The sequence below is a fragment of the Bacillus sp. FJAT-53060 genome, assembly GCF_037104745.1.
Classification (GTDB): Bacteria; Bacillota; Bacilli; order Bacillales; family Bacillaceae; genus Bacillus; species Bacillus stratosphericus_B.
Genome location: NZ_JBAWSW010000002.1, coordinates 1 through 20,236, shown reverse-complemented (window position 1 = coordinate 20,236; position 20,236 = coordinate 1). Strand labels below are relative to the sequence as shown.

At 39.7% G+C, this 20,236-nt stretch carries 21 protein-coding genes, 2 pseudogenes and 1 riboswitch; of the genes and pseudogenes, 10 read left to right on the top strand and 13 right to left on the bottom strand.

The window, feature by feature from the left end; genetic code table 11:
* Positions 1-21 precede the first annotated feature (21 nt).
* The 6 genes from WAX46_RS01580 to WAX46_RS01555 all read right to left on the bottom strand — a co-directional run bounded on the left by WAX46_RS01580 (position 22) and on the right by WAX46_RS01555 (position 4,408).
* Entirely contained in the window at positions 22-1,011 is a 990-nt protein-coding gene (locus tag WAX46_RS01580) for an ABC transporter permease subunit (protein ID WP_336493254.1), read from the bottom strand.
* Positions 1,005-1,883 carry an ABC transporter ATP-binding protein gene (locus WAX46_RS01575; RefSeq protein WP_336493253.1) on the bottom strand — a complete coding sequence of 293 codons (879 nt, stop codon included), beginning with the start codon at positions 1,881-1,883 and terminating at the stop codon, positions 1,005-1,007. The genes WAX46_RS01580 and WAX46_RS01575 overlap by 7 nt, the downstream gene beginning before the upstream one ends.
* The gene (locus WAX46_RS01570; protein ID WP_226569182.1) at positions 1,876-2,268 is read right to left on the bottom strand and encodes a GntR family transcriptional regulator; all 393 of its coding nucleotides are present in this window, start codon (positions 2,266-2,268) and stop codon (positions 1,876-1,878) included. The genes WAX46_RS01575 and WAX46_RS01570 overlap by 8 nt, the downstream gene beginning before the upstream one ends.
* Before the next feature lie 341 nt (positions 2,269-2,609).
* A complete protein-coding gene (locus WAX46_RS01565; protein ID WP_336493252.1) occupies positions 2,610-3,638 on the bottom strand; it encodes a DUF418 domain-containing protein in 1,029 nt (342 codons plus the stop codon).
* Between the two features lie 182 nt (positions 3,639-3,820).
* Complete coding sequence (locus tag WAX46_RS01560) at positions 3,821-4,000, bottom strand: hypothetical protein (RefSeq protein ID WP_336493251.1); 180 nt, start codon at positions 3,998-4,000, stop codon at positions 3,821-3,823.
* A gap of 138 nt (positions 4,001-4,138) precedes the next feature.
* Entirely contained in the window at positions 4,139-4,408 is a 270-nt protein-coding gene (locus WAX46_RS01555; RefSeq protein WP_336493250.1) for a YtzC family protein, read from the bottom strand.
* Between the two features lie 147 nt (positions 4,409-4,555).
* Between WAX46_RS01555 and WAX46_RS01550 the strand changes: the two genes are divergently transcribed.
* Together WAX46_RS01550 and WAX46_RS01545 are read left to right on the top strand one after the other, a co-directional pair.
* On the top strand, positions 4,556-5,521 hold the full coding sequence (locus WAX46_RS01550; RefSeq protein WP_336493249.1) for a TIGR01212 family radical SAM protein: 966 nt from the start codon (positions 4,556-4,558) through the stop codon (positions 5,519-5,521).
* Positions 5,518-6,093 carry a tRNA (mnm(5)s(2)U34)-methyltransferase gene (locus tag WAX46_RS01545; RefSeq protein WP_336493248.1) on the top strand — a complete coding sequence of 192 codons (576 nt, stop codon included), beginning with the start codon at positions 5,518-5,520 and terminating at the stop codon, positions 6,091-6,093. The genes WAX46_RS01550 and WAX46_RS01545 overlap by 4 nt, the downstream gene beginning before the upstream one ends.
* A 15-nt stretch (positions 6,094-6,108) precedes the next feature.
* Here the strand turns inward: WAX46_RS01545 and WAX46_RS01540 are convergent, their stop codons facing one another.
* Both WAX46_RS01540 and WAX46_RS01535 read right to left on the bottom strand, forming a co-directional pair.
* Positions 6,109-7,188 carry a tetraprenyl-beta-curcumene synthase family protein gene (locus tag WAX46_RS01540; RefSeq protein WP_226569157.1) on the bottom strand — a complete coding sequence of 360 codons (1,080 nt, stop codon included), beginning with the start codon at positions 7,186-7,188 and terminating at the stop codon, positions 6,109-6,111.
* Between the two features lie 29 nt (positions 7,189-7,217).
* The gene (locus tag WAX46_RS01535) at positions 7,218-7,997 is read right to left on the bottom strand and encodes an alpha/beta hydrolase (protein ID WP_226569159.1); all 780 of its coding nucleotides are present in this window, start codon (positions 7,995-7,997) and stop codon (positions 7,218-7,220) included.
* A gap of 46 nt (positions 7,998-8,043) precedes the next feature.
* Here WAX46_RS01535 and WAX46_RS01530 point away from each other — a divergent pair, with 46 nt between their 5' ends.
* Positions 8,044-8,559, top strand: coding sequence for a gamma carbonic anhydrase (locus tag WAX46_RS01530; protein ID WP_226569162.1), 516 nt, complete (start codon positions 8,044-8,046; stop codon positions 8,557-8,559).
* Positions 8,560-8,700: 141 nt separating this feature from the next.
* Here WAX46_RS01530 and asnB read toward each other — a convergent pair whose 3' ends face one another.
* Together asnB and metK are read right to left on the bottom strand one after the other, a co-directional pair.
* Positions 8,701-10,599, bottom strand: a complete 1,899-nt coding sequence (gene asnB / locus WAX46_RS01525) for an asparagine synthase (glutamine-hydrolyzing) (RefSeq protein ID WP_226569164.1) — start codon at positions 10,597-10,599, stop codon at positions 8,701-8,703.
* 149 nt (positions 10,600-10,748) lie between these two features.
* Positions 10,749-11,951, bottom strand: a complete 1,203-nt coding sequence (gene metK / locus WAX46_RS01520) for a methionine adenosyltransferase (RefSeq protein WP_226569166.1) — start codon at positions 11,949-11,951, stop codon at positions 10,749-10,751.
* A gap of 194 nt (positions 11,952-12,145) precedes the next feature.
* Positions 12,146-12,280: riboswitch (SAM riboswitch) on the bottom strand.
* A gap of 226 nt (positions 12,281-12,506) precedes the next feature.
* Here metK and pckA point away from each other — a divergent pair.
* Entirely contained in the window at positions 12,507-14,093 is a 1,587-nt protein-coding gene (pckA, locus tag WAX46_RS01515) for a phosphoenolpyruvate carboxykinase (ATP) (RefSeq protein WP_226569168.1), read from the top strand.
* 36 nt (positions 14,094-14,129) lie between these two features.
* Here the strand turns inward: pckA and WAX46_RS01510 are convergent, their stop codons facing one another.
* The gene (locus WAX46_RS01510; RefSeq protein WP_226569170.1) at positions 14,130-14,372 is read right to left on the bottom strand and encodes a DUF2584 domain-containing protein; all 243 of its coding nucleotides are present in this window, start codon (positions 14,370-14,372) and stop codon (positions 14,130-14,132) included.
* Between the two features lie 106 nt (positions 14,373-14,478).
* Positions 14,479-14,685, bottom strand: coding sequence for a hypothetical protein (locus WAX46_RS01505; protein WP_336493247.1), 207 nt, complete (start codon positions 14,683-14,685; stop codon positions 14,479-14,481).
* Between the two features lie 318 nt (positions 14,686-15,003).
* On the opposite strand from WAX46_RS01505, the pseudogene WAX46_RS01500 reads away from it, so the two are divergent.
* Positions 15,004-15,724 (top strand): annotated as a pseudogene (locus tag WAX46_RS01500) (cytochrome c biogenesis CcdA family protein).
* 4 nt (positions 15,725-15,728) lie between these two features.
* Complete coding sequence (resA, locus tag WAX46_RS01495; RefSeq protein ID WP_336493246.1) at positions 15,729-16,283, top strand: thiol-disulfide oxidoreductase ResA; 555 nt, start codon at positions 15,729-15,731, stop codon at positions 16,281-16,283.
* Between the two features lie 530 nt (positions 16,284-16,813).
* On the opposite strand, the gene WAX46_RS01490 is transcribed toward resA, so the two are convergent.
* On the bottom strand, positions 16,814-17,128 hold the full coding sequence (locus WAX46_RS01490) for a carotenoid biosynthesis protein (protein ID WP_226569174.1): 315 nt from the start codon (positions 17,126-17,128) through the stop codon (positions 16,814-16,816).
* 167 nt (positions 17,129-17,295) lie between these two features.
* Between WAX46_RS01490 and WAX46_RS01485 the strand changes: the two genes are divergently transcribed.
* The 4 genes and pseudogenes from WAX46_RS01485 to WAX46_RS01470 all read left to right on the top strand — a co-directional run.
* Positions 17,296-18,297: an ABC transporter substrate-binding protein gene (locus WAX46_RS01485; protein WP_226569175.1), complete on the top strand. Its 1,002-nt coding sequence runs from the start codon at positions 17,296-17,298 to the stop codon at positions 18,295-18,297.
* A gap of 15 nt (positions 18,298-18,312) precedes the next feature.
* The gene (locus tag WAX46_RS01480; RefSeq protein WP_226569176.1) at positions 18,313-19,083 is read left to right on the top strand and encodes an ABC transporter ATP-binding protein; all 771 of its coding nucleotides are present in this window, start codon (positions 18,313-18,315) and stop codon (positions 19,081-19,083) included.
* Positions 19,084-19,117: 34 nt separating this feature from the next.
* On the top strand, positions 19,118-19,864 hold the full coding sequence (locus WAX46_RS01475) for an ABC transporter permease (protein WP_376776456.1): 747 nt from the start codon (positions 19,118-19,120) through the stop codon (positions 19,862-19,864).
* Between the two features lie 110 nt (positions 19,865-19,974).
* Positions 19,975-20,236, top strand: a pseudogene (locus tag WAX46_RS01470) (helix-turn-helix domain-containing protein); the annotation flags it as partial.

Sequence of the window (20,236 nt, the reverse complement as noted above, 5' to 3'; positions counted from 1 at the left end):
CTTTAATCCCCTACTCTCTGTTTATCTTTTTCGATATATCAATAAATAACTCGTCAGTCCACCTACGATTCCACCGATTAACATGCCAACGACATAACCAAATATTGAATTCTCTGAAGCGAATCCAGCCCATCCAAATCCTAGAACACCAAAGAGAATCACCATAATCTGAATTGGTCGATCGATTGTTTGATGAAGAAAGAAGCGGCCATTTCGTTCGTTTGGATGTTTGATAAAGCTAAACAAGCCAATCAGATAAAAGAGGACCATCATGACAATTGGTATGATGAACCCTTCACCAGTGAACCAACTCGGATATAAATATTGAAATTGTCCAGGTATGATATAAGTAATTGGAGAAATGGACGGTATCCAATAAGTGAAGAAGTTCTTATCCACCCAAATCCCACTTGTTTTCATGATAAAATCTAAATGAACGATCGGTAGACCAATCACTAAAAAGGGTAAAATGGCTGTACTGAATGCAACGATCGCTTGGGAAATTGCGCTGCCTGTTAAAGTACCAGCGGCAAAAAACAAACTATAGATCATCAATGAGGACACCAGCGCAAACAAATAACTGCTGTTAAAACCAGGTGTCTCTATTGGGTTAAGGCCTAATATGAGTAAATAAGTGAGAACATATGAGGCGACATGAATGATCGCAATAATTCCAGCACCTAAGAAAAATTTGGTATGGTAGATGGTGCTTCTGCTAAACGGCAAAGATAATGTAAAGTCCATTTGCCCTTTATTCCTCTCAAATCCAAGCTGAATCACAGCAAATAAGATTCCCATTAACCATGAAAGAGAGAGGAAAGTATCTTTCATAAAGATATAAGAAAAACGTGGTGTATCCACAACACACCATATATTATTTAAACACTTTTGAAAGGATGAATATTCCATTAAGACTGAAAAGGGTGTCGCAAGCACCGCAACAAGCACTACTAAAATGAATGTCAGCTCTGATTGCTTCCATTCCTTATATAATAATTGCCGCTTTACCATCTGCGTTTCCCTCCAAACTTCGCAATAAATACTTCTTCTAAATTCACAGGCAGTTCATACCATACTTTCGGCTGCAGCGATTTCAAATACTCGTTTGCCTCTACATCTGTTTTGAGTATAAGCACTGTATAGAAAACACCCGCCTGATCTAAAATAGCGACACCTTTTTTTCTAATACTTAAGTTCATATCCTCTTCAAATACCATTTGGATTTTGACATAGTCATTTTTTAACTCATCTAAATCCATGACACTTGTGAGGTGATTTCCTTCTAAAAAACCGATTCGATTACACATCCGCTCAATATCCTCTAAACGGTGAGATGTGATTAAAACACTCGTTTTTCGTTCTGCTACCTCATCAATCATCAGCTGAAGTACGTCATTTCTTGTGACCGCATCAATTCCATCTGTCGGCTCATCTAACAAAATGACCGCTGGTTTGATCGCAAAGCTTAAAATTAATGACAGTTGTTTCTTTAAACCTGTCGACAATTCACGGTATTTCACTTTTTCCGGAATCACATACCGGTTCACAAGCTCATTGGCATATGTCACGTCAAACTTCGGATAGATTTGTTTTAACAGCTTCACAAGCTGTCCATAATTGTACCTGTCAAAGTAAGGATTCACGACCGGCATATACACAATATTTTGCTTCACTAATGGGTGGTCTTTCACGAGCACATCTTTAAAATAAATCGCCCCTTCATCCGGAAGAAGAATTTGCTGAATCAACCTGAGAAGTGTTGTTTTTCCTGAGCCATTCCGGCCAAGCAGACCGAAGATCTCCCCTTCGCCTATCCTGAAGGAAACATCACTGAGTACTTCGCGTCCATTTAATTTCTTAGATACATTTCTGACCTCAATCAACTTGTTTTCCTCCTTTTAGACTTGAACCGATCTCTTCTAGCCATTCCTTAAGTTGATGAATGTCAATACCGGCATAATGAGCTTCTATGATGAGTTGTCTTAATTGCTCCTTCATCTCCAATACCTTCCCCTCATTCAGCTTTAACTGTGCTCTTTCTGTCACATACGTACCGCGGCCTCTTAGTGTTTCAATAATCCCTTCCCGTTCAAGCTCTTTATACGCTTTGCTGACCGTGTTTGGGTTAGCGATGATGATCGTGGCCAGCTCTCTCACCGAGGGCAGTTTGTCACCGGGTTTCATTACACCTTTTAGGCACAATATTTTTAACTGCTCAATGATTTGTTCATATATTGGCGCAGCGCTTCTTGGATCTATTTGGATCATCATGACTCCCTTCTTTACACCTTCATTTTCATCTATTTCATCTATTTAAACTCATCATCAAAAACATATGCTGAAAATCCTTTTTTGGAAATAAAAGCTTACAAGGATGAAAAAGAAAGTACAAATTAACAAAATCGCTACCAGTTCCATTTGGGGACAGAAGGTTCTTTTTTAAAATTTATTTTCTCTAAGCTGTTAGCTGTTAACACATATGTTCTCGGTGCCTACGTGTTGGATTGAGTTCGACACCGATGTCGCAGATATGACAAGATAACAATTGACACTCTTTTATTGAACAGATGATGTTTTTATCACACTTGATATTTTCGTGGAATATTTGTTTATTTCAGTATTGTCAGCCATTTTCCATAAGTCCCACACCGCCAAATCCATTCTAATGGACCATACTTAAAAAATCTAAGCCATAGTGAAGAAAAAATAATCTGAGCTATCACGACAATCGCACACGTGATTGTTGAAACCGTATATGAAACTACAATACCATCTGGGATAAATATCGCTATAATAGCCAGTATAACTGATTGACCAATGTAGTTTGTAAATGCCATCCGTCCAAATGAATTTAACGGTGATACCCATTTTTTCATCAAAGGTTCAAGCAGAACAAGAAAACTAACATAAAAAACAGAAAAAATCGGAGCCAACATCATAGACAAATCTGTCATGTCATAAAAAGCCGAATTTGATGCTAACTGTGCTTCGCTTAATTTAACACCTTCAAAACTTAACCCAAGTGTAGGTGATTTCAGCCAAAGGAAAACGGCTGAAATAGTAGTTGCCACAAATGAAAGAACAGCCACCATCACCCATATTTTTCGCATTTTGATATAAGTCTCAAATATACGATATTGGCCGAATGCTATACCAAGAATCATTAAAGGTAAAGGTAAAAATACTTTAACTCCTAAATAGCTCCCTATCATAATCCCCACTATACCAAGTGTGAGATTAATCCATCTCGGAAGTCTATCAAAAAAAACAACAGGCAATCCTAAAATCGCATATACCAATAAAGCTTCACCAGGTTGTATTATCTGATGTATTCCTCCTACTATAGCCAAGATCAACATTCGTCGAATAAAAAGGGCATAAGGATGATTGGTTTTTTCTTTGGCTCTTGTAATAAAAATCCAAATTCCCAATCCAAACAAAAAGGAAAATATAGCGTAAAAACGTCCTTCCACAAAAATATATAAGAAACGCTGAACCAAAATATCTCCCTGTGTTCCTGATAAGTGAACATGTGGTGCCCAAAGAACAAGCACATTAAGAAAAGGAAGACCAATTAAAGCAAATCCTCTAATTAAATCAATCACATTGATTCGATCTTTATTTATTGTTGGTTTCACTAAAGCTGCTCCTTCCTTCAACTTTTACATATCAATGAATAAAAACTCACCTGACGCTATCCACTCACAGAAATTCTGTGTTCCTAGTGATGTTCAAAACCAATAGTTGAGCATCACCTCTGAAAGCTTCTCGGCTTTAACGATTCTTGGATCTATTTGAATCATGATGAATCCCTCTTTCCTCATTCACGTTTTTGCAGTCCTATCACTTGATCATGTCCATGCATTAAAGGAGCCGAATTAGGTATAAAATCTTTTTGAACTTCAAAACCAATGAAAACGAGAACGAAAAAAAATGTACATGCTAACGCAGCAGCCAGCACCATCCACTTCATATTGATTGGTTTTTTTTCTTTTTTCATGGTTAAACACCTTCTTCACTTTTAAGTGTCTATAGTGTATTAGTTGATGTAGTACACTTAATACAATACAGACACTCGCTCGAGATGTCAATAACCTTTCGAAAAAAAAAACAGACCCTTAATATAAGGATCTGTTCATCATTCGTATGAAATACCTAAAATCATTTGATTTTGCAGGGTTTGAATTTGAACCCGCGTCCTATCTAAACGCTCTCTCTGTTGATCATTAGCCACATCCATTAATTTATCTAATTCATTCACTGCTTCCTCAAGCATGAGCTGCGCTTTAGAAAATTCTTCTTCATTATAATGCTCTTGGCGAGAGCTCAAATCAAATTGTTCACTAGCAAATTCAAGGGTTTCAGTACTTTTTTTCATAAATTCATGGATCGAATTTCTTGTTGCCATCTTGCATTCCCTCCATTTCAGTTCCCGCTTATTTTACCCGCGTAAAGCTTTTTCACTAAAGAAAATGTTGGACAGATTCAATTGTTCTCCTTCGTGATTTTTGTTAAAATTTTAGGATGCTTATTATTATGCAAGGAGGTTACTGACTTGGATCAGCATAACCCTTTTTTATATTCAAACAGCGAAAAACGTTATCACACATGGAACTATCATTTGCGTGAGCACTTTGGTCATAAAGTATTTAAAGTGGCCTTAGACGGTGGCTTTGATTGTCCAAACCGTGATGGTACTGTAGCCCACGGAGGCTGTACATTTTGCAGTGCCGCTGGGTCTGGTGATTTTGCGGGAAACCGCGCAGATGATCTCATCACTCAATTTAATGAAATCAAGGACCGGATGCACACAAAATGGAAAGACGGAAAATACATGGCGTATTTTCAAGCGTATACAAACACACATGCGCCACTTTCTGTCTTAAAAGAAAAATATGAAACCGTCATGAATTTAGATGGAGTGGTTGGTTTATCCATTGCCACAAGACCTGACTGTCTACCAGATGACGTTGTGGATTATTTAGCTGAATTAAACGAGCGGACTTACCTATGGATGGAGCTTGGCCTTCAAACCGTACACGAACGGACAGCTATGCTGATCAACCGTGCCCATGATTATGAATGCTATGTAGAAGGTGTAGAAAAACTGCGAAAACACGGAATTCGTGTCTGCTCACATATCATCAACGGATTGCCTCTTGAAAATCGAGACATGATGATGGAAACAGCAAAAGCTGTCGCTGAATTAGATGTGCAAGGCATTAAAATCCATTTACTTCACCTTTTAAAAGGAACACCAATGGTCAAGCAATACGAAAAAGGGAAGCTTGAGTTTTTAAGCCAAGGAGAATATGTTCAGCTTGTTTGTGATCAGCTGGAGATATTGCCGCCAGACATGATTATTCACCGAATTACAGGCGATGGGCCCATTGAATTAATGGTTGGTCCGATGTGGAGTGTGAATAAGTGGGAAGTGCTCAATGCCATTAATGCTGAGCTTGCGAGACGTAACAGCTACCAAGGCAAACGTTTCGTCAGATTGGAAGAAGCGTCCAAATGATTTTAAAACGCATGCTCCCTTTTAGTAAAGAGTTGTTAGAACGTGCTTGTAAAAAAGGCGACATCGTCATTGATGCAACAATGGGAAATGGCCACGATACACGCTATTTAGCTGACCTTGTAGGAAAAGATGGACAAGTTTTTGCATTCGATGTTCAGGAGGAGGCCTTAAAGCAAACAAGCAAAAGGCTTGGTGAGCAATATCCTTACGTTTATCTCATCCATGACGGACATGAAAAACTTGCTGATCACATACCAGCCGATAATTATGGACACATTTCTTGTGCGGTGTTTAACCTTGGGTACTTACCAGGAGGCGATAAAACCGTCACCACACAGGCTGATACGACCATTGAAGCGATCAAACAGCTCATTGACTGGCTAAAACCCGGAGGTCTGATCGTTCTTGTTATTTACCACGGTCATCCCGAAGGAAAAAAAGAAAAAGAAGTGCTTCTTGATTTTTGCAGGTCACTCCATTATGAAGAAGTACAAGTCTTGTCTTATCAATACATGAATATTCATAACGACCCACCCTTTGTGGTAGCCATTGAAAAAAAGCTCAAATCCTAGTGGATTTGAGCTTTTTTATGAGGATTTCATCCAAGGCATTTTCTGATAGGTCCGATAGGCTCTTCCGTTGATATAAAAAAAGAAAGACGTTTTCCCGCTTGATTTGATTAGCCTCTTTGCCAGCTTGTTCATCTCTTTTTGGGCTGTCACTTTTTCATCGGACAAATAGACCGCCAGTAATCCTCTGTTGATCAGTTTGTGAAAGTTTTCGTGCGGAATGCCTTTCAGCTGCTCATCCGCTTTTTCGATAAAATGCTGAAGTCTGTCCATCATCTCATCATGGGTGCTATAGTATGAGCAAAAATTCAGATCCCCCCCAAGCCGATCCTCTTCTTGATCAATTAAGTAATCCAGTAAAATGTGCAGACCTTGGATATAGGGGAAATAGCTTTCATAAATTTGCTTTGCCTGCTTCTCTGTAAAATCAGGCTGAAGTGCATATGCCACAAGACAGAAAATGCCTAGCGTTGATCCTGCACATGCTGAAAACTCATACCATTCCATCTTCGGCAAATCCTTTTCATATTGGCGAAACCATGATTCTAATCGAGGCACACGCTCATGAGGGACCACGTGCTTATGTACTTGCAAATCACTATAGTACTCACACAGCGTGTGTAAATAGGGCTGAATGATAGGATAATGCTCTAAGCCTGACAGCATGTCTTGACATGTACGGACAAGCGCATGTAAATACCCATGATCCTCTTGGTCATCACGGAATTGATAATACGGCTTGAGTTCAGCATGAATATCAAGCGCATCTCTCATCGCTTGATGCAGCATATGAAAGTCCTTTGGATCAAGCGACGTGCTGCGATCACACAGGTTATCTAAGTAATCACTGATCGTTTGGTACGCCACAATGAATTCAATACATGTTTTTTTTGCTTCACCTGCTAGAAGAGATAAGATACCTCCTCCTTCACAGTGAAATGTTTTACTGGATATGCTTGCTAGTGCTTGCGTTCTCAGTTCTTCATTTTCAATCATTTCTGCATAAGCCCGCCACTTCTTTAGCTCCTGATGAACAAGCGGAAAAATATCTTTATACACCTTTGTCATCAGTGCAAAAGGACGTTCTGGTACTGACAAATCACTTCACCCCCAACTTAAGCTCACAATCAGATATATTGATCTGTAAAGGCTCTTGCCGCATTAAACACATCGTCTTTTTCAGGCTCATTAAAAATTTCGTGATACAGCCCTTCCCATTCACGATAAGATTTATTGTATGATTCAATGCCATTGAACCATTTGATCACCCTCGTTTTATCCACGATTTTATCATCACCTGCTTGCATTAACAGGAGAGGAATTGAGCGAAAAACATTCGTTGGCTGCATCGCTGCATCGATATTTTTCACCAACTCTCGGTACCAGCGAACTGACACCTTTGTCACATATAGTGAATCATTTGAATCGGCCTCAATCACAGACTGATTCCGCGTGGCAAGTTCAATTGACAGCCCCGACTCAACCTTAAAAGACGGCACCAGCACATTTAGACCTTTTGACGCAAAATCCATCAGCTTCTTTGGTTTAAATTGCAGACCTAAACAAGGTGATGATAAAATAAGTCCATCAATCTTCGTATGGGTATACTGCTTGACCCATTCAATTGAAATAAGTCCACCCATGCTGTGCCCAAGTAAAAATGTAGGAAGTCTGAATGACTTCGCATGTTCAATCCATTCATCTATTGAATCAATGTATTCTTGAAAGGATCGGATGTGGCCACGTGCACGTGTCGAGGTCCCTTGCCCAGGAAGGTCACCCATGACGACGTGATAGCCTGCATGACGCCACATTTCAATCAGCCATTTATATCGGCCATGATATTCACTAGCACCATGGACAATTACAATGGTACCAACTGGTCTTTCAGCATGCCAAGTCCACAAAAGTAAACACCTCACAAATGTTGTATTAAGAAAGGAAGTCGAAAAAGTGATTTATCCATATCATCAGTTTACACCTGAGATTCATGAATCGGTCTTTGTCGCAGATAACGCCACCATTTCTGGCGATGTCACGATCGGAGAATATTCGAGCGTTTGGTTCCAAACCGTCATTAGAGGTGATGTCGCTCCTGTAAGAATTGGAAAAAACGTCAACATTCAAGACTTATCCTGTCTGCATCAAAGTCCTGGAAAAACACTTCTGATTGAAGATGGTGCTACCATTGGACACCAAGTCACATTACATAGCTCAATCATTAGAAAAAATGCCCTCATTGGCATGGGGTCTATCATTCTCGATGGTGCGGAAATTTGCGAAGGTGCCTTTATCGGTGCAAGTAGTCTCATCCCGCAAGGAAAAGTCATCCCAAAAGGATCACTCGCTTTTGGCCGTCCAGCCAAAGTGGTTCGTCTGTTAACAGATGAAGATATCCAAGACATGGACCGTATCCGCAGAGAATATGTAGAAAAAGGACAATACTATCGTTCCCTTTTATCGCGTTAACATCATACGTGTATATTCACTTTATCATGTTTTTTTCAGGATATTAAGCAATAACTATGAACTCTTGTTATTTTACCCGTATACACCACTTCCTATCATGACAAAAAAGGTTTTCAGCAGAAAGCTGAAAACCTTTTTTCATTAACTAAAGATGACTTCTTTCTGTTGGTGATTCAAGTGCTGTGGATCAATACTCCGCTCCACATAAATGCTGTGCCACATCATAAAGATGAGGACTGTCCAAATCTTACGGCTATGATCTGCTTTCCCAGCACAATGTTCTTTTAATAAATCAAGAACATATTCCTTGTTAATGTATTCATCTGTTTGACTATTTTTAATGATGTCTTTCGCCCAAGCGTTCATCTCATTTTTCAGCCAATGACGAATTGGAACAGGGAAACCTAGCTTTTTACGATTTAACACATGGTCTGGCACAATGCCTTCTGCTGCTTTACGCAATAAATATTTCGTTGTGCCATCTTTTGTTTTCAGCTCTTCTGGAATTTTAGAGGCCGCTTCAAATACGACCTTATCAAGGAATGGGACACGAAGCTCAAGAGAGTTCGCCATTGTCATCTTATCTGCTTTCAGCAGAATGTCCCCGCGCATCCACGTATGAATATCAACATATTGCATTTTGTTAATATCACTGTAACCTGCACTTTCCTCGAAGTATGTCTTCGTCACGTCACGATACGTGATGTTCGGATCATACTGTTTTAATAGGTTTTTCTTCACTGGCTCTTCAAAGATTTTCGCATTGCCGATATATCGTTCCTCTAGTGGCGTACAGCCGCGAACGATAAAGCTTTTCCCTTTCATTCCTTCTGGCATTAAACGCGCAAGACGAAGAAGAAGCTTTTTCAGCATGGATGGAACAGGTTCAAATGGCTTTAAGGAAAGAGGCTCACGGTAAATATTATATCCACCAAACAGCTCGTCCGCTCCCTCACCAGAAAGAACAACTGTGACTTGTTTCTTCGCTTCTTTTGCGACGAAATAAAGTGGAATCGCCGCCGGATCAGCTAGCGGATCATCTAAATGCCAGACAATCTTCGGAAGCTCGTTCATATATTCCTCTGGGGAAATAACGGCACTAAAGTTTTGTAAGCCCAGCTTATCAGCTGTTTCCTTTGCCACATCCACTTCACTAAAACCATCTTGCTGAAAGCCAACAGAGAACGTCTTCAACTCAGGGTGAAATTCCTTTGCCACAGACACGATAAAGGAAGAATCAATACCACCTGATAGGAACGAACCAACAGGCACATCACTTCTCATGTGTACCTTCACAGAATCATATATTGCATCTCTCACTTCTTCTATTAATTTCCGCTCTTGTGTTTGTTCAGGTTTGAATTGAACTTTCCAATACGTTTTAAATTCAATGTCTTGGTGAGGACGCAACGTAAACTGGTGGCCTGGCTCCACTTTGAGCACTTTTTGATCAAGTGTATTTGGCTCAGGAACGAACTGGAAAGACATGTATTGCTGCAAAGAGGTCTCATCAAATAAGATGTTCTCATTCACAGCCATTAAACTTTTGCGTTCAGAAGCAAAGTACACCTTCTCATCTATTTGTGTAAAATAAAGCGGTTTGATTCCAAAAGGGTCTCTTGCGCCATATAATAGCTGTGCTTCTTTATCCCAAATTAAAAATGCAAACATTCCGCGAAGCTTAGAAGCCGCTTCTTCTTTATAATGACGGTATGTGGCAAGAAGGACTTCTGTATCAGAATCTGTACTGAACGTGTAGCCTTTTTTCACAAGCTCTTCCTTCAGCTCCACATAGTTATAAATTTCTCCATTGAAAATAATCCAATATTTTTCATCTTCATAAGAAAAAGGCTGCTTTCCATGTTCAACATCTATTATACTTAAACGTCTAAATCCAAAACCTACATGCTCATCATGAAAGTATCCCTCATCATCTGGACCACGATGAACGATGAGACGATTCATTTGTTTAATTAACTCTTCCTGCTCTGTAGTTTCGGACAATGGACGGTGATTAAATACACCAACAAACCCACACATATTATTGCCTCCACGTTATGTTATTTCTTTAAAAGTAGACCTATAATTAGACAGTATTTTGCCCTATTTCGTTTCACATTTTTATGCTTTTTGTTAAAATTTTTTTAATCAAAAGGAAAACCGCTTAAAATAAGCGGTTTAATATGTTTTTATTGTCCTAATGCTTCTTTGCGAAGCGTGTCTGCCTTATCTATTTTTTCCCATGGAAGATCTAAGTCGTGACGGCCAAAATGTCCGTATGCAGCTGTTTGTTTATAGATAGGGCGACGCAGGTCAAGCATTTTAATAATGCCAGCCGGACGAAGATCAAAGTTCACACGAACCACTTCAATTAACTTTTCTTCAGACGCTTTTCCTGTTCCAAATGTATCAATTGAAATCGATACAGGCTGTGCTACACCAATTGCATAAGCAAGTTGTACTTCACAAGAATCTGCAAGGCCAGCTGCTACGATGTTTTTCGCTACGTAGCGAGCAGCGTATGCCGCAGAACGGTCAACCTTCGTTGCATCCTTTCCAGAGAAAGCACCGCCGCCATGACGAGCGTAGCCGCCATACGTGTCAACGATGATTTTACGTCCGGTTAAACCAGCATCCCCTTGAGGTCCACCGATCACGAAACGACCTGTTGGGTTAATAAAGTATTTTGTCTCTTCATCAATCAGTTCACTTGGAACCACAGGGTTAATCACATGCTCTTTTATGTCGCTTTGAATTTGTTCAAGTGTCACTTCTGGTGCATGCTGTGTGGAGATAACCACTGTATCAATACGAGCAGGTTTGTTTTGCTCATCATATTCAACTGTTACTTGTGTTTTTCCATCTGGACGAAGATATGCAAGTGTTTCATCCTTGCGAACTTCTGTTAAACGACGAGATAATTTATGCGCTAGTGAAATCGGCAGCGGCATAAGCTCTTCTGTTTCGTTGTTTGCAAAACCAAACATAAGCCCTTGATCACCTGCACCGATTGCATCAATTTCTTCTTCGGTCATTGTTCCTTCACGTGCTTCAAGTGCTTTGTCTACACCTTGCGCAATATCAGCAGACTGCTCATCAATTGACGTAAGAACCGCACATGTTTCCGCATCAAAACCATATTTCGCACGTGTGTAGCCAATTTCTTTAATCGTGTCACGTACCGTGTTTGGAATATCGACATAAGTAGACGTTGTAATCTCACCGCTTACTAATACGAGACCGGTTGTTACAGAAGTTTCACAGGCAACGCGTGCATTTGGATCTTTCTTTAAAATTTCATCCAAAATGCTGTCTGAAATTTGATCACAGATTTTATCCGGATGTCCTTCCGTCACTGATTCTGAAGTAAATAAACGACGATTTTGACTCATAATGGCTATTTCCTCCTGTACAAGACCACATCATCCCAAAATGAGGTCTCCAATTATGATACGGAACTCGTTCCCTCTTATATGAAAACATTTATATTAGAGATGTTATTGGCAATTTGTTCATAGGGTTTCCCCAAAATAAAAAAACCATTTCCTTCATTGTGAGGAAAGGGTCTGAGATCGCATGCCTTTCACTCTTATCGCTCAAGGTGTTCTTGTACCTTGCATCAGGTTAGCACCTTGGTTTCTCAGCATATTCATGCCTTTTTCATAAGAAACCGGTTGCTGGGCTTCATCGGGCCTGTCCCTCCACCAACTCGGGATAAGAGTATCCGTTCAATAAGATATCTTATATTAAATCCTTGCGTCATGTCAATGCTTCATAGGAATTATCTTCCCTCTTTTTTTACCTCATGATTAGCATCACCAAAAAGCATATTTTCATTGCAGAAATGAAAAAACACACACAAAAACATTCAAATAGTATAGACTATTATTATTAATGTGTTATACTAATTGAAACAAACAAATTCAACGGTAAAGGAAGGGTTTTTTATGAACTCAGTGGATTTAAAAGAAGATTTGCAGTCATTGCTCTCATTAGGAAATACGCACCAAAATTTATCTGTTCCGAAACTTGTTGAAAAGATTTTGGCCCGTCATGAAGGGGTTTTGACATCAACAGGTGCTGTCCGTGCCACAACTGGTGCCTACACTGGACGTTCACCTAAAGATAAATTTATCGTTAAAGAAGATAGCTCTGAGCATAAAATTGATTGGGGTCAAGTGAATCAGCCGATCTCTAAAGACGCTTTTGATCGTTTATATACAAAGGTTGTGTCATACTTAAAAGAACGTGATGAACTATTTGTCTTTGAAGGATTCGCGGGCGCTGATGAAAGATACCGTATGCCGATTACAGTTGTAAACGAATTTGCATGGCACAATCTCTTTGCAAAGCAGCTATTTATCAGACCTGACGGATCAACACCATCATCAAACGAAAAACCTTTCACCATCTTATCTGCCCCTCACTTTAAAGCAGATCCTGAAACAGATGGAACAAACTCTGAAACGTTTATTATCGTTTCTTTCGAAAAACGGACGATTCTCATCGGCGGAACAGAATATGCAGGAGAGATGAAGAAATCCATTTTCTCTGTGATGAACTATCTGCTGCCTGAGCAAAATATTCTATCTATGCACTGCTCAGCAAACGTTGGTCAAGAAGGCGATGTCGCATTATTCTTTGGTCTTTCAGGAACTGGGAAAACAACGCTTTCTGCAAGCGCAAGCCGCAAGCTCATCGGAGACGATGAACACGGCTGGTCTGGCACAGGTGTCTTCAATATCGAGGGCGGATGCTATGCGAAATGTGTGAACTTAAGTGAAGAAAAAGAACCACAAATTTACAAAGCCATCAGCTTCGGCTCAGTGCTTGAAAATGTTGTTCTTGATGAAGAAACACGTGAAGCGGATTATGATGACACATTCTTTACTGAAAATACACGTGCTGCTTATCCAATCGAAATGATTGATAACATCGTGAAACCAAGTATTGCAGGTCATCCATCTGCCATTGTCTTTTTAACAGCTGATGCATTTGGCGTTTTACCTCCAATCAGCCGTTTAACGAAAGAACAGGCTATGTACCATTTCTTAAGCGGCTATACAAGTAAATTAGCAGGAACTGAACGCGGGGTGACGTCTCCAGAAACAACGTTCTCTACTTGCTTCGGTTCACCGTTCTTGCCACTTCCAGCTCACGTCTATGCAGAAATGCTCGGCAAAAAAATCGATGAGCACGGCGCTAAAGTATTCCTTGTGAATACAGGCTGGACTGGCGGAGGCTATGGTACGGGTAAACGAATGAATCTTGCTCATACAAGAGCGATGGTGCAGGCAGCGATCGAAGGTGACCTTGACAATGCCGAACTGATCACTGACGATATCTTTGGATTACACATTCCACTTCATATTCCAGGTGTACCAGATGAAGTGCTTCAACCTGCTAAAACGTGGGCAGACCAAGATGCTTATCAAGAAAAAGCACACTTCCTTGCCACTGAATTTAAAAAGAACTTCAAAAAATTCAGCCATGCAGCAAGTGACATTGAAGCAAAAGGCGGACCACTCGTCTAAAAAACAAAAGCTGAGGGATTTATTTCCTCAGCTTTTTTAATTCGTTGAATGCAATGACACAAGGCGATAAGTTACCTTGGTGACATTGTCTGTGAGCTCCAACTTTTCAACAAATGCTGTCCCAGTTTTTTCTCCATCTTTCGTTTTACGCACTTCAAGCGGAATATTTAATGGATAAATGCGGTAACCTTCCTTCATGAGCTCAAACACATTTTCTTCAATTCTTACCTCTTTCCCTTTCGTGACAATCATTGTATTAAATTCAACAGGCATTCCCATAATGAAAATCCCCCTACTTTCTATATTTCTTTCTTCCATTTATTTTACCACATTTCCGCTTTTTCGGCTGTGCATCTATGTCGTCAGCCGTCTGACAACCTCTCGATCATGCTGAGGCGGGAAATAATGATTGTATCCGTGAAAAAACCATGTTTCCAGACTTCCCGTGGATGCTTGACAGTTTTTTATTTAAAAAGCTAGGGCGATCTTTTTCATCGATCAAATGGCGGTAGACAGTGAGTGCTTCCACCCCTGAAATGACTTGATCTGCCTCATAATCTGCTGATCTCTCTCCCCCTTGCAACTTTAACACTATTAAAAAACATTTTTCCTTTTTTAAATTCAAGTGTATGGTATAGTTATAGATGGTAATATATTCCTAAAAAGAAGGTGTAGTTACAATGTTTATGCTATCTACTTTACATTAAAATCTGGAGAAGTATTGTATTTACAGTATTTAAAAATGGAAGTACTATCAAACATTTGCTCCAAAAACAAGTTCATTCTCTTATAAGTTCCCTAATGCTGGACCAGGAAAGTAAGAGCTTATTGGTTACCCAAATGCCTTAAAATCAGGTTGTCATTCAATATTCTCTATTAGAGCCAAATAAAAACTAAAGGCGATGATATTTTGCAAACTGATATTTCAATTTTACTAACTCTTGGTGCAGGAGTTTTAACTTTTCTTTCACCTTGTGTATTCCCTCTTTATCCTGCTTTTCTTTCCTACATAACTGGATTAAGTGTAAATGAAATACAAAGTGGTGAATTACGTGGACAAAAAAAGCCATTCTTCATACAATTTGTTTTTTACTTGGTTTTTCAGTTATTTACTTAGTTTTAGGATTTGGTACAGCTGAAGGTGCGACTCATTTAAAAGTATGGTATTTCAATATGGTAATTTAATTCGACAAATTGGCGCAACTTTAATGGTGATCTTTGGACTTATAACACTTGGACTTTTACAACCAAAGTTTTTAATGAAAGAGCATAAATTACATATTCAAAATAAACCAACTGGTTATATTGGGTCAGTTGTGGTTGGTCTGGCTTTTGCAGTCGGTTGGACGCCTTGTACAGGTCCAATTTTGGCTACTACATTAGCACTTGTTGGTACAAACCCATCACAAGGATTATGGTATATGGCTACTTATATTTTAGGTTTTAGTGTTCCATTTCTTCTAATGGCATTTTTTACAACCAAGTTGACTTTTTTAAAAAAATACAACAGCGTAATGATGAAAATCGGGGGCATAATCATGATTATTATGGGAATTATCCTCTTTTTTGACAAGTTAACACTTATCAATTCATTATTACAACCTTTTTTTGGAGAATTTCAAGGATCCTAAATAGTTGGGAGTAAAAAAAAATGAAAAAAAACAAAGAACAATATTCCGTGATCTAATTTTATTATCATTTGCATTTATTATTATTTGGGTCCTATATTCCAACTCAAAGAAAGATGAGATGAATGTGTTGGCTATTGGAGATGAAGCCCCTAATTTTAAATTGACAGATTTAAATGGACAAACACATATGCTTTCAGATTATAAAGAAAAAGCTGTTATGCTTAATTTTTGGGGAACGTGGTGTGGTCCATGTGCTCGTGAAATGCCAGCAATAGAAAAACAATATCAGTTATATAAAGATAAAGATAAAGATTTTGAAATTATCTCTATTAATTTAGCTCAATCAAAATTAGAAGTAGAGAATTTTACAAACAAATATAATTTGACATTCCCTGTAACTATTGATAAAACGAATTCTGTTTCGAATGCTTATAATGTCGTGCAACTTCCAGCTACCATATTCATCGACAAAGAAGGAAAAATCAACAAAATAGTAAAAGGTGAACTAGACGAATCTTCAATTTCTAAATTCATAGAGAATATTTTACCAACAAACTAACATGTAGAAGAGATGACGTTCGAGGAACGGGAGCTAGAACAATCGTCTTTATGCTTCTTCTACTGCTTCCTTCATTCCGTACAATAGCAAATGCCCCCACTTGCGTTCTTTTGCTTGGATTTGGCTTGCAACTCGCTGTTTCCTTTCCTTAATCTGCTCCATCTTTTCCTCTCATTTTCGTAAACGTTCTGCTTTCAAACGGGGTTTTCTTGATAAACAGGTTTTTGGGTGTGGTGAATGAGTCCTTCCCACCACGAGTTGTGATTGGCGAGATATAGTGCAGGAAGCTTCTCCTTTGGGGACACATTCCTTGCATCATCACACAGCGGAAATGTTTATTAAGTAACTATCGTTCAAGATAAAGATAAAATATTCGTTTAAACGATCGGTTTTAGTGGCTTTCTTTCAAATCGAACCCTTCCTTCACACAAGGTGACAATGACAAGTGCTAGAGGTCAAGCAACACAATCCATATCCCCGCTTCAATGGCTCGTTTCCATTTCGTCTTTTGTGTTGATAAAAAAAAGCTATTATGCAAAAGCAATCGTTAAAGGCATTCCTGTCACAAGAAAAACGAGCATCGGATAATAATCATATGCCCCGAATGGAAACCCTGTTGTGATTACCACCCATTCCACTGTAAACGTAAGAACCCCCGCAATGGCCGATCTTTTTATACCAAGGTCCATTCCCATAAATGTTTCGGCCAATCTCCTGACGCAGCATGCGTACAGCACAAGAAAAGTTCCATTCGCAAACTGAAGCCATACAGGCACTTCAAAAAAGACCATCAACATAAGTCCTACCAAATACCAACCAACAAATACCCAACTGACTCTATACACGAAACCGCCTCTTTATTTATGCCAAATTCAAGAAAGCATTCATGCTTCTGGTATAGAAAAAAAGACACGTTCTATTTATTCAATGCGCTTCTTATTTCATTGCACTCACCAAAAATCCCTTTTGACATACTTTAATAATGATTTAGAACAAAGGAGGCGAATTACTCTTGAATCGTTCCATCAAAGCCAGACTTGCATTCATATTCGTTGTTCTGCTCTTTATTCCATTTGTCGCCTGTAAAAAAGAACAAGAGCAGATCGTACAAGTAGCGGAGGTCACCCATTCGGTCTTTTATGCTCCGCTTTATGTCGCCTTATCAGAGGAGTTCTTCAAAGAAGAAGGCTTAGAGGTTGAAGTGAAAACCACTTGGGGCGGCGATAAAACGATGACAGCTCTCTTATCTGGCGGTGCCGATATTGCCCTGACCGGATCTGAATCCTCTATCTATGTAGAGTCACAAGGGACAAAAGACCCTGTCATCAACTTTGCCCAACTGACACAAACAGACGGCACATTTCTTGTTTCAAGGGAGAAAGTAGACCAATTCTCTTGGGATCAATTGAAAGGAAAAGAATTTCTTGGACAGCGAAAAGGCGGCATGCCGCAAATGGTCGGTGAATATGTCCTGAAAAAGGAAGGCATTGATTTGAGAAAGGATCTTCGGATGATTCAAAATATTGATTTTGCCAACATTTCTGGTGCTTTCTCCTCAGGAACTGGCGATTTTGTGCAGTTATTTGAACCGACCGCTTCCTTAATTGAAAAAGAAGGCAAAGGGTACATTACCGCCTCCTTTGGAGAGGCTTCTGGCAAAGTGCCTTATACCACTTTCATGGCAAAAAAAAGTTACTTAAAGGAAAACAAAGAAACGGCTAAAGCCTTTACTCGTGCCATTTACAAAGCGCAGAAGTGGGTAGAAGCAAAGCACCCAGAAGAGATTGCAAAGACGATCCAATCTCATTTTCCTGATACAGACCTTGATGTTTTATCAACTGCCATCAAACGCTACAAGCAGCAACATTCATATGCCACAGATCCCCTTCTGAATGAAGAGGAATGGAACAAGTTACAGGAAATCATGAAGGCGAACGGCGAATTGCCAGCATTCATTCCGTACAAACAACTTGTCGATTCATCCGTTGCAAAGAAGGTCACAGATCACAAATAGAATAGGAGGTAGCACATGTCTTTCCTTCAAATTGACCATGTGACCCACACGTACTTCTCTTTAAAAGAAAAAACAACGGCCATACAGCAAATCAATATGGAGATTGCCCAAGGTGAATTCATCTCATTTATTGGTCCCAGCGGCTGCGGGAAAACTACACTGCTGTCCATCATCGCAGGAATTACGCCGCCCTCAGAAGGTCGAATTTTAATCGAAGGAAAAGAACCGAATCAAAAGGAGCATCAAATCGGCTACATGCTTCAGCAAGATTATTTATTCCCTTGGAAAACGATCAAGGAAAATGTCATTCTCGGTTTAAAAATTGCGAAACAAGATTCACATGAGTTCACCTCAGCTGCCCTTAGCTTACTGCCAAAGCTTGGACTTCATGAAGTAGAGGAAAAATATCCAAAGGAGCTGTCAGGTGGAATGAGGCAGCGTGCAGCACTCGCACGAACGCTTGCAGTTGATCCCGGCCTGCTTCTACTAGATGAGCCATTTTCAGCACTAGACTACCAGACCAAACTGACATTAGAAGACCTCGTCTTTCACACATTAAAAAACTATCAAAAAACAGCCGTCCTTGTGACGCATGACATCGGCGAAGCCATTGCAATGAGCGATCGCATTTTCTTATTCTCAAAGCATCCTGGGTCTATCCAGCGAATCTTTACCGTTCCCAATGCTCTGAGGACCCTTTCTCCTTTTGAAGTGAGACAGACACCAAGCTTTCAAGAGCTCTTTCAAACGATTTGGAAGGAGCTGAAAACAGTTGAAACACAGTGACCTATTACATGAAGCCTATCGAAAAAAGGTTCGAATGGAAAAACGCATCACGCGTATCTATCAGCTTATCATTTTCGCCATCTTCTTTTCACTTTGGGAGCTTGCCAGCCATTTTTGGCTGATTGATCCGCTGATTTTCAGTTCACCGTCTGCGGTCTGCCAATTGTTTGTACAAAAAATATCAGATGGTTCATTAGTGAATCACATGAGTATTACGTTGTTTGAAACTGTACTGGGATTTCTACTAGGTACCTTTTGTGGCATTTTGCTAGCCGCCGCCTTATGGTGGTCTACACGGCTGGCGAATGTGCTTGATCCTTATTTAGTGATTTTAAATGCCATGCCGAAAGTCGCTATCGCCCCGATTTTAATTGTTGCCCTTGGACCTGGCATGATCAGCATTGTCGCTATGGGCGCGATCATTAGTGTGATCATTACCACCATTGTCATTTACACAGCCTTTCAAGAGGTGGATGAGAACTATTTGAAGGTGATGAAAACCTTTGGTGCGAAAAAAAGAGTGGTCTTTCGTGAGGTCATTTTGCCAGCAAGTATTCCAACGATGATCTCTGCCATTAAGGTTAATGTGGGCCTTTCTTGGGTTGGGGTGATTGTGGGGGAATTCCTTGTTTCCTCAAAAGGACTAGGCTATATGATCATTTACGGATTTCAAGTTTTCAACTTTACTCTCGTGTTTTTAAGTCTTTTCATTATCGCCGTCTTTGCTACCATCATGTACCAGCTTGTTGAGTGGCTTGAGCGCCGTTTTCTTCAAAAATAAAAAAGCACAGGGACAGGGACTGACCCCATAATATGAGACAAATAAAAAACACCTTCAAGTTTGAAAACGGACCGTTGTGATCCGAAATAAAACATGGAGGTGTTTTTTCTATGGGGACAAGAGTGAGTTATCCAGTTGAAGTCAAACAGAAGGCTGTAGAAATGAGATTGGCAGGTGTACCTATGAAAGAGATCATGCAGGAATTGAATATCAAGAATAAGACGCAGGTTCAGACATGGGTGAGATGGCATAAGGCTGGGGATACACACAGGTTCGAACAGCCTGTTGGAAAACAATATATCTATGGAAAGGGTCCCGAGTACTCTTCGGAATTAGAGAGACTGCAGGCAGAAAATCGTTATCTGAGACAAC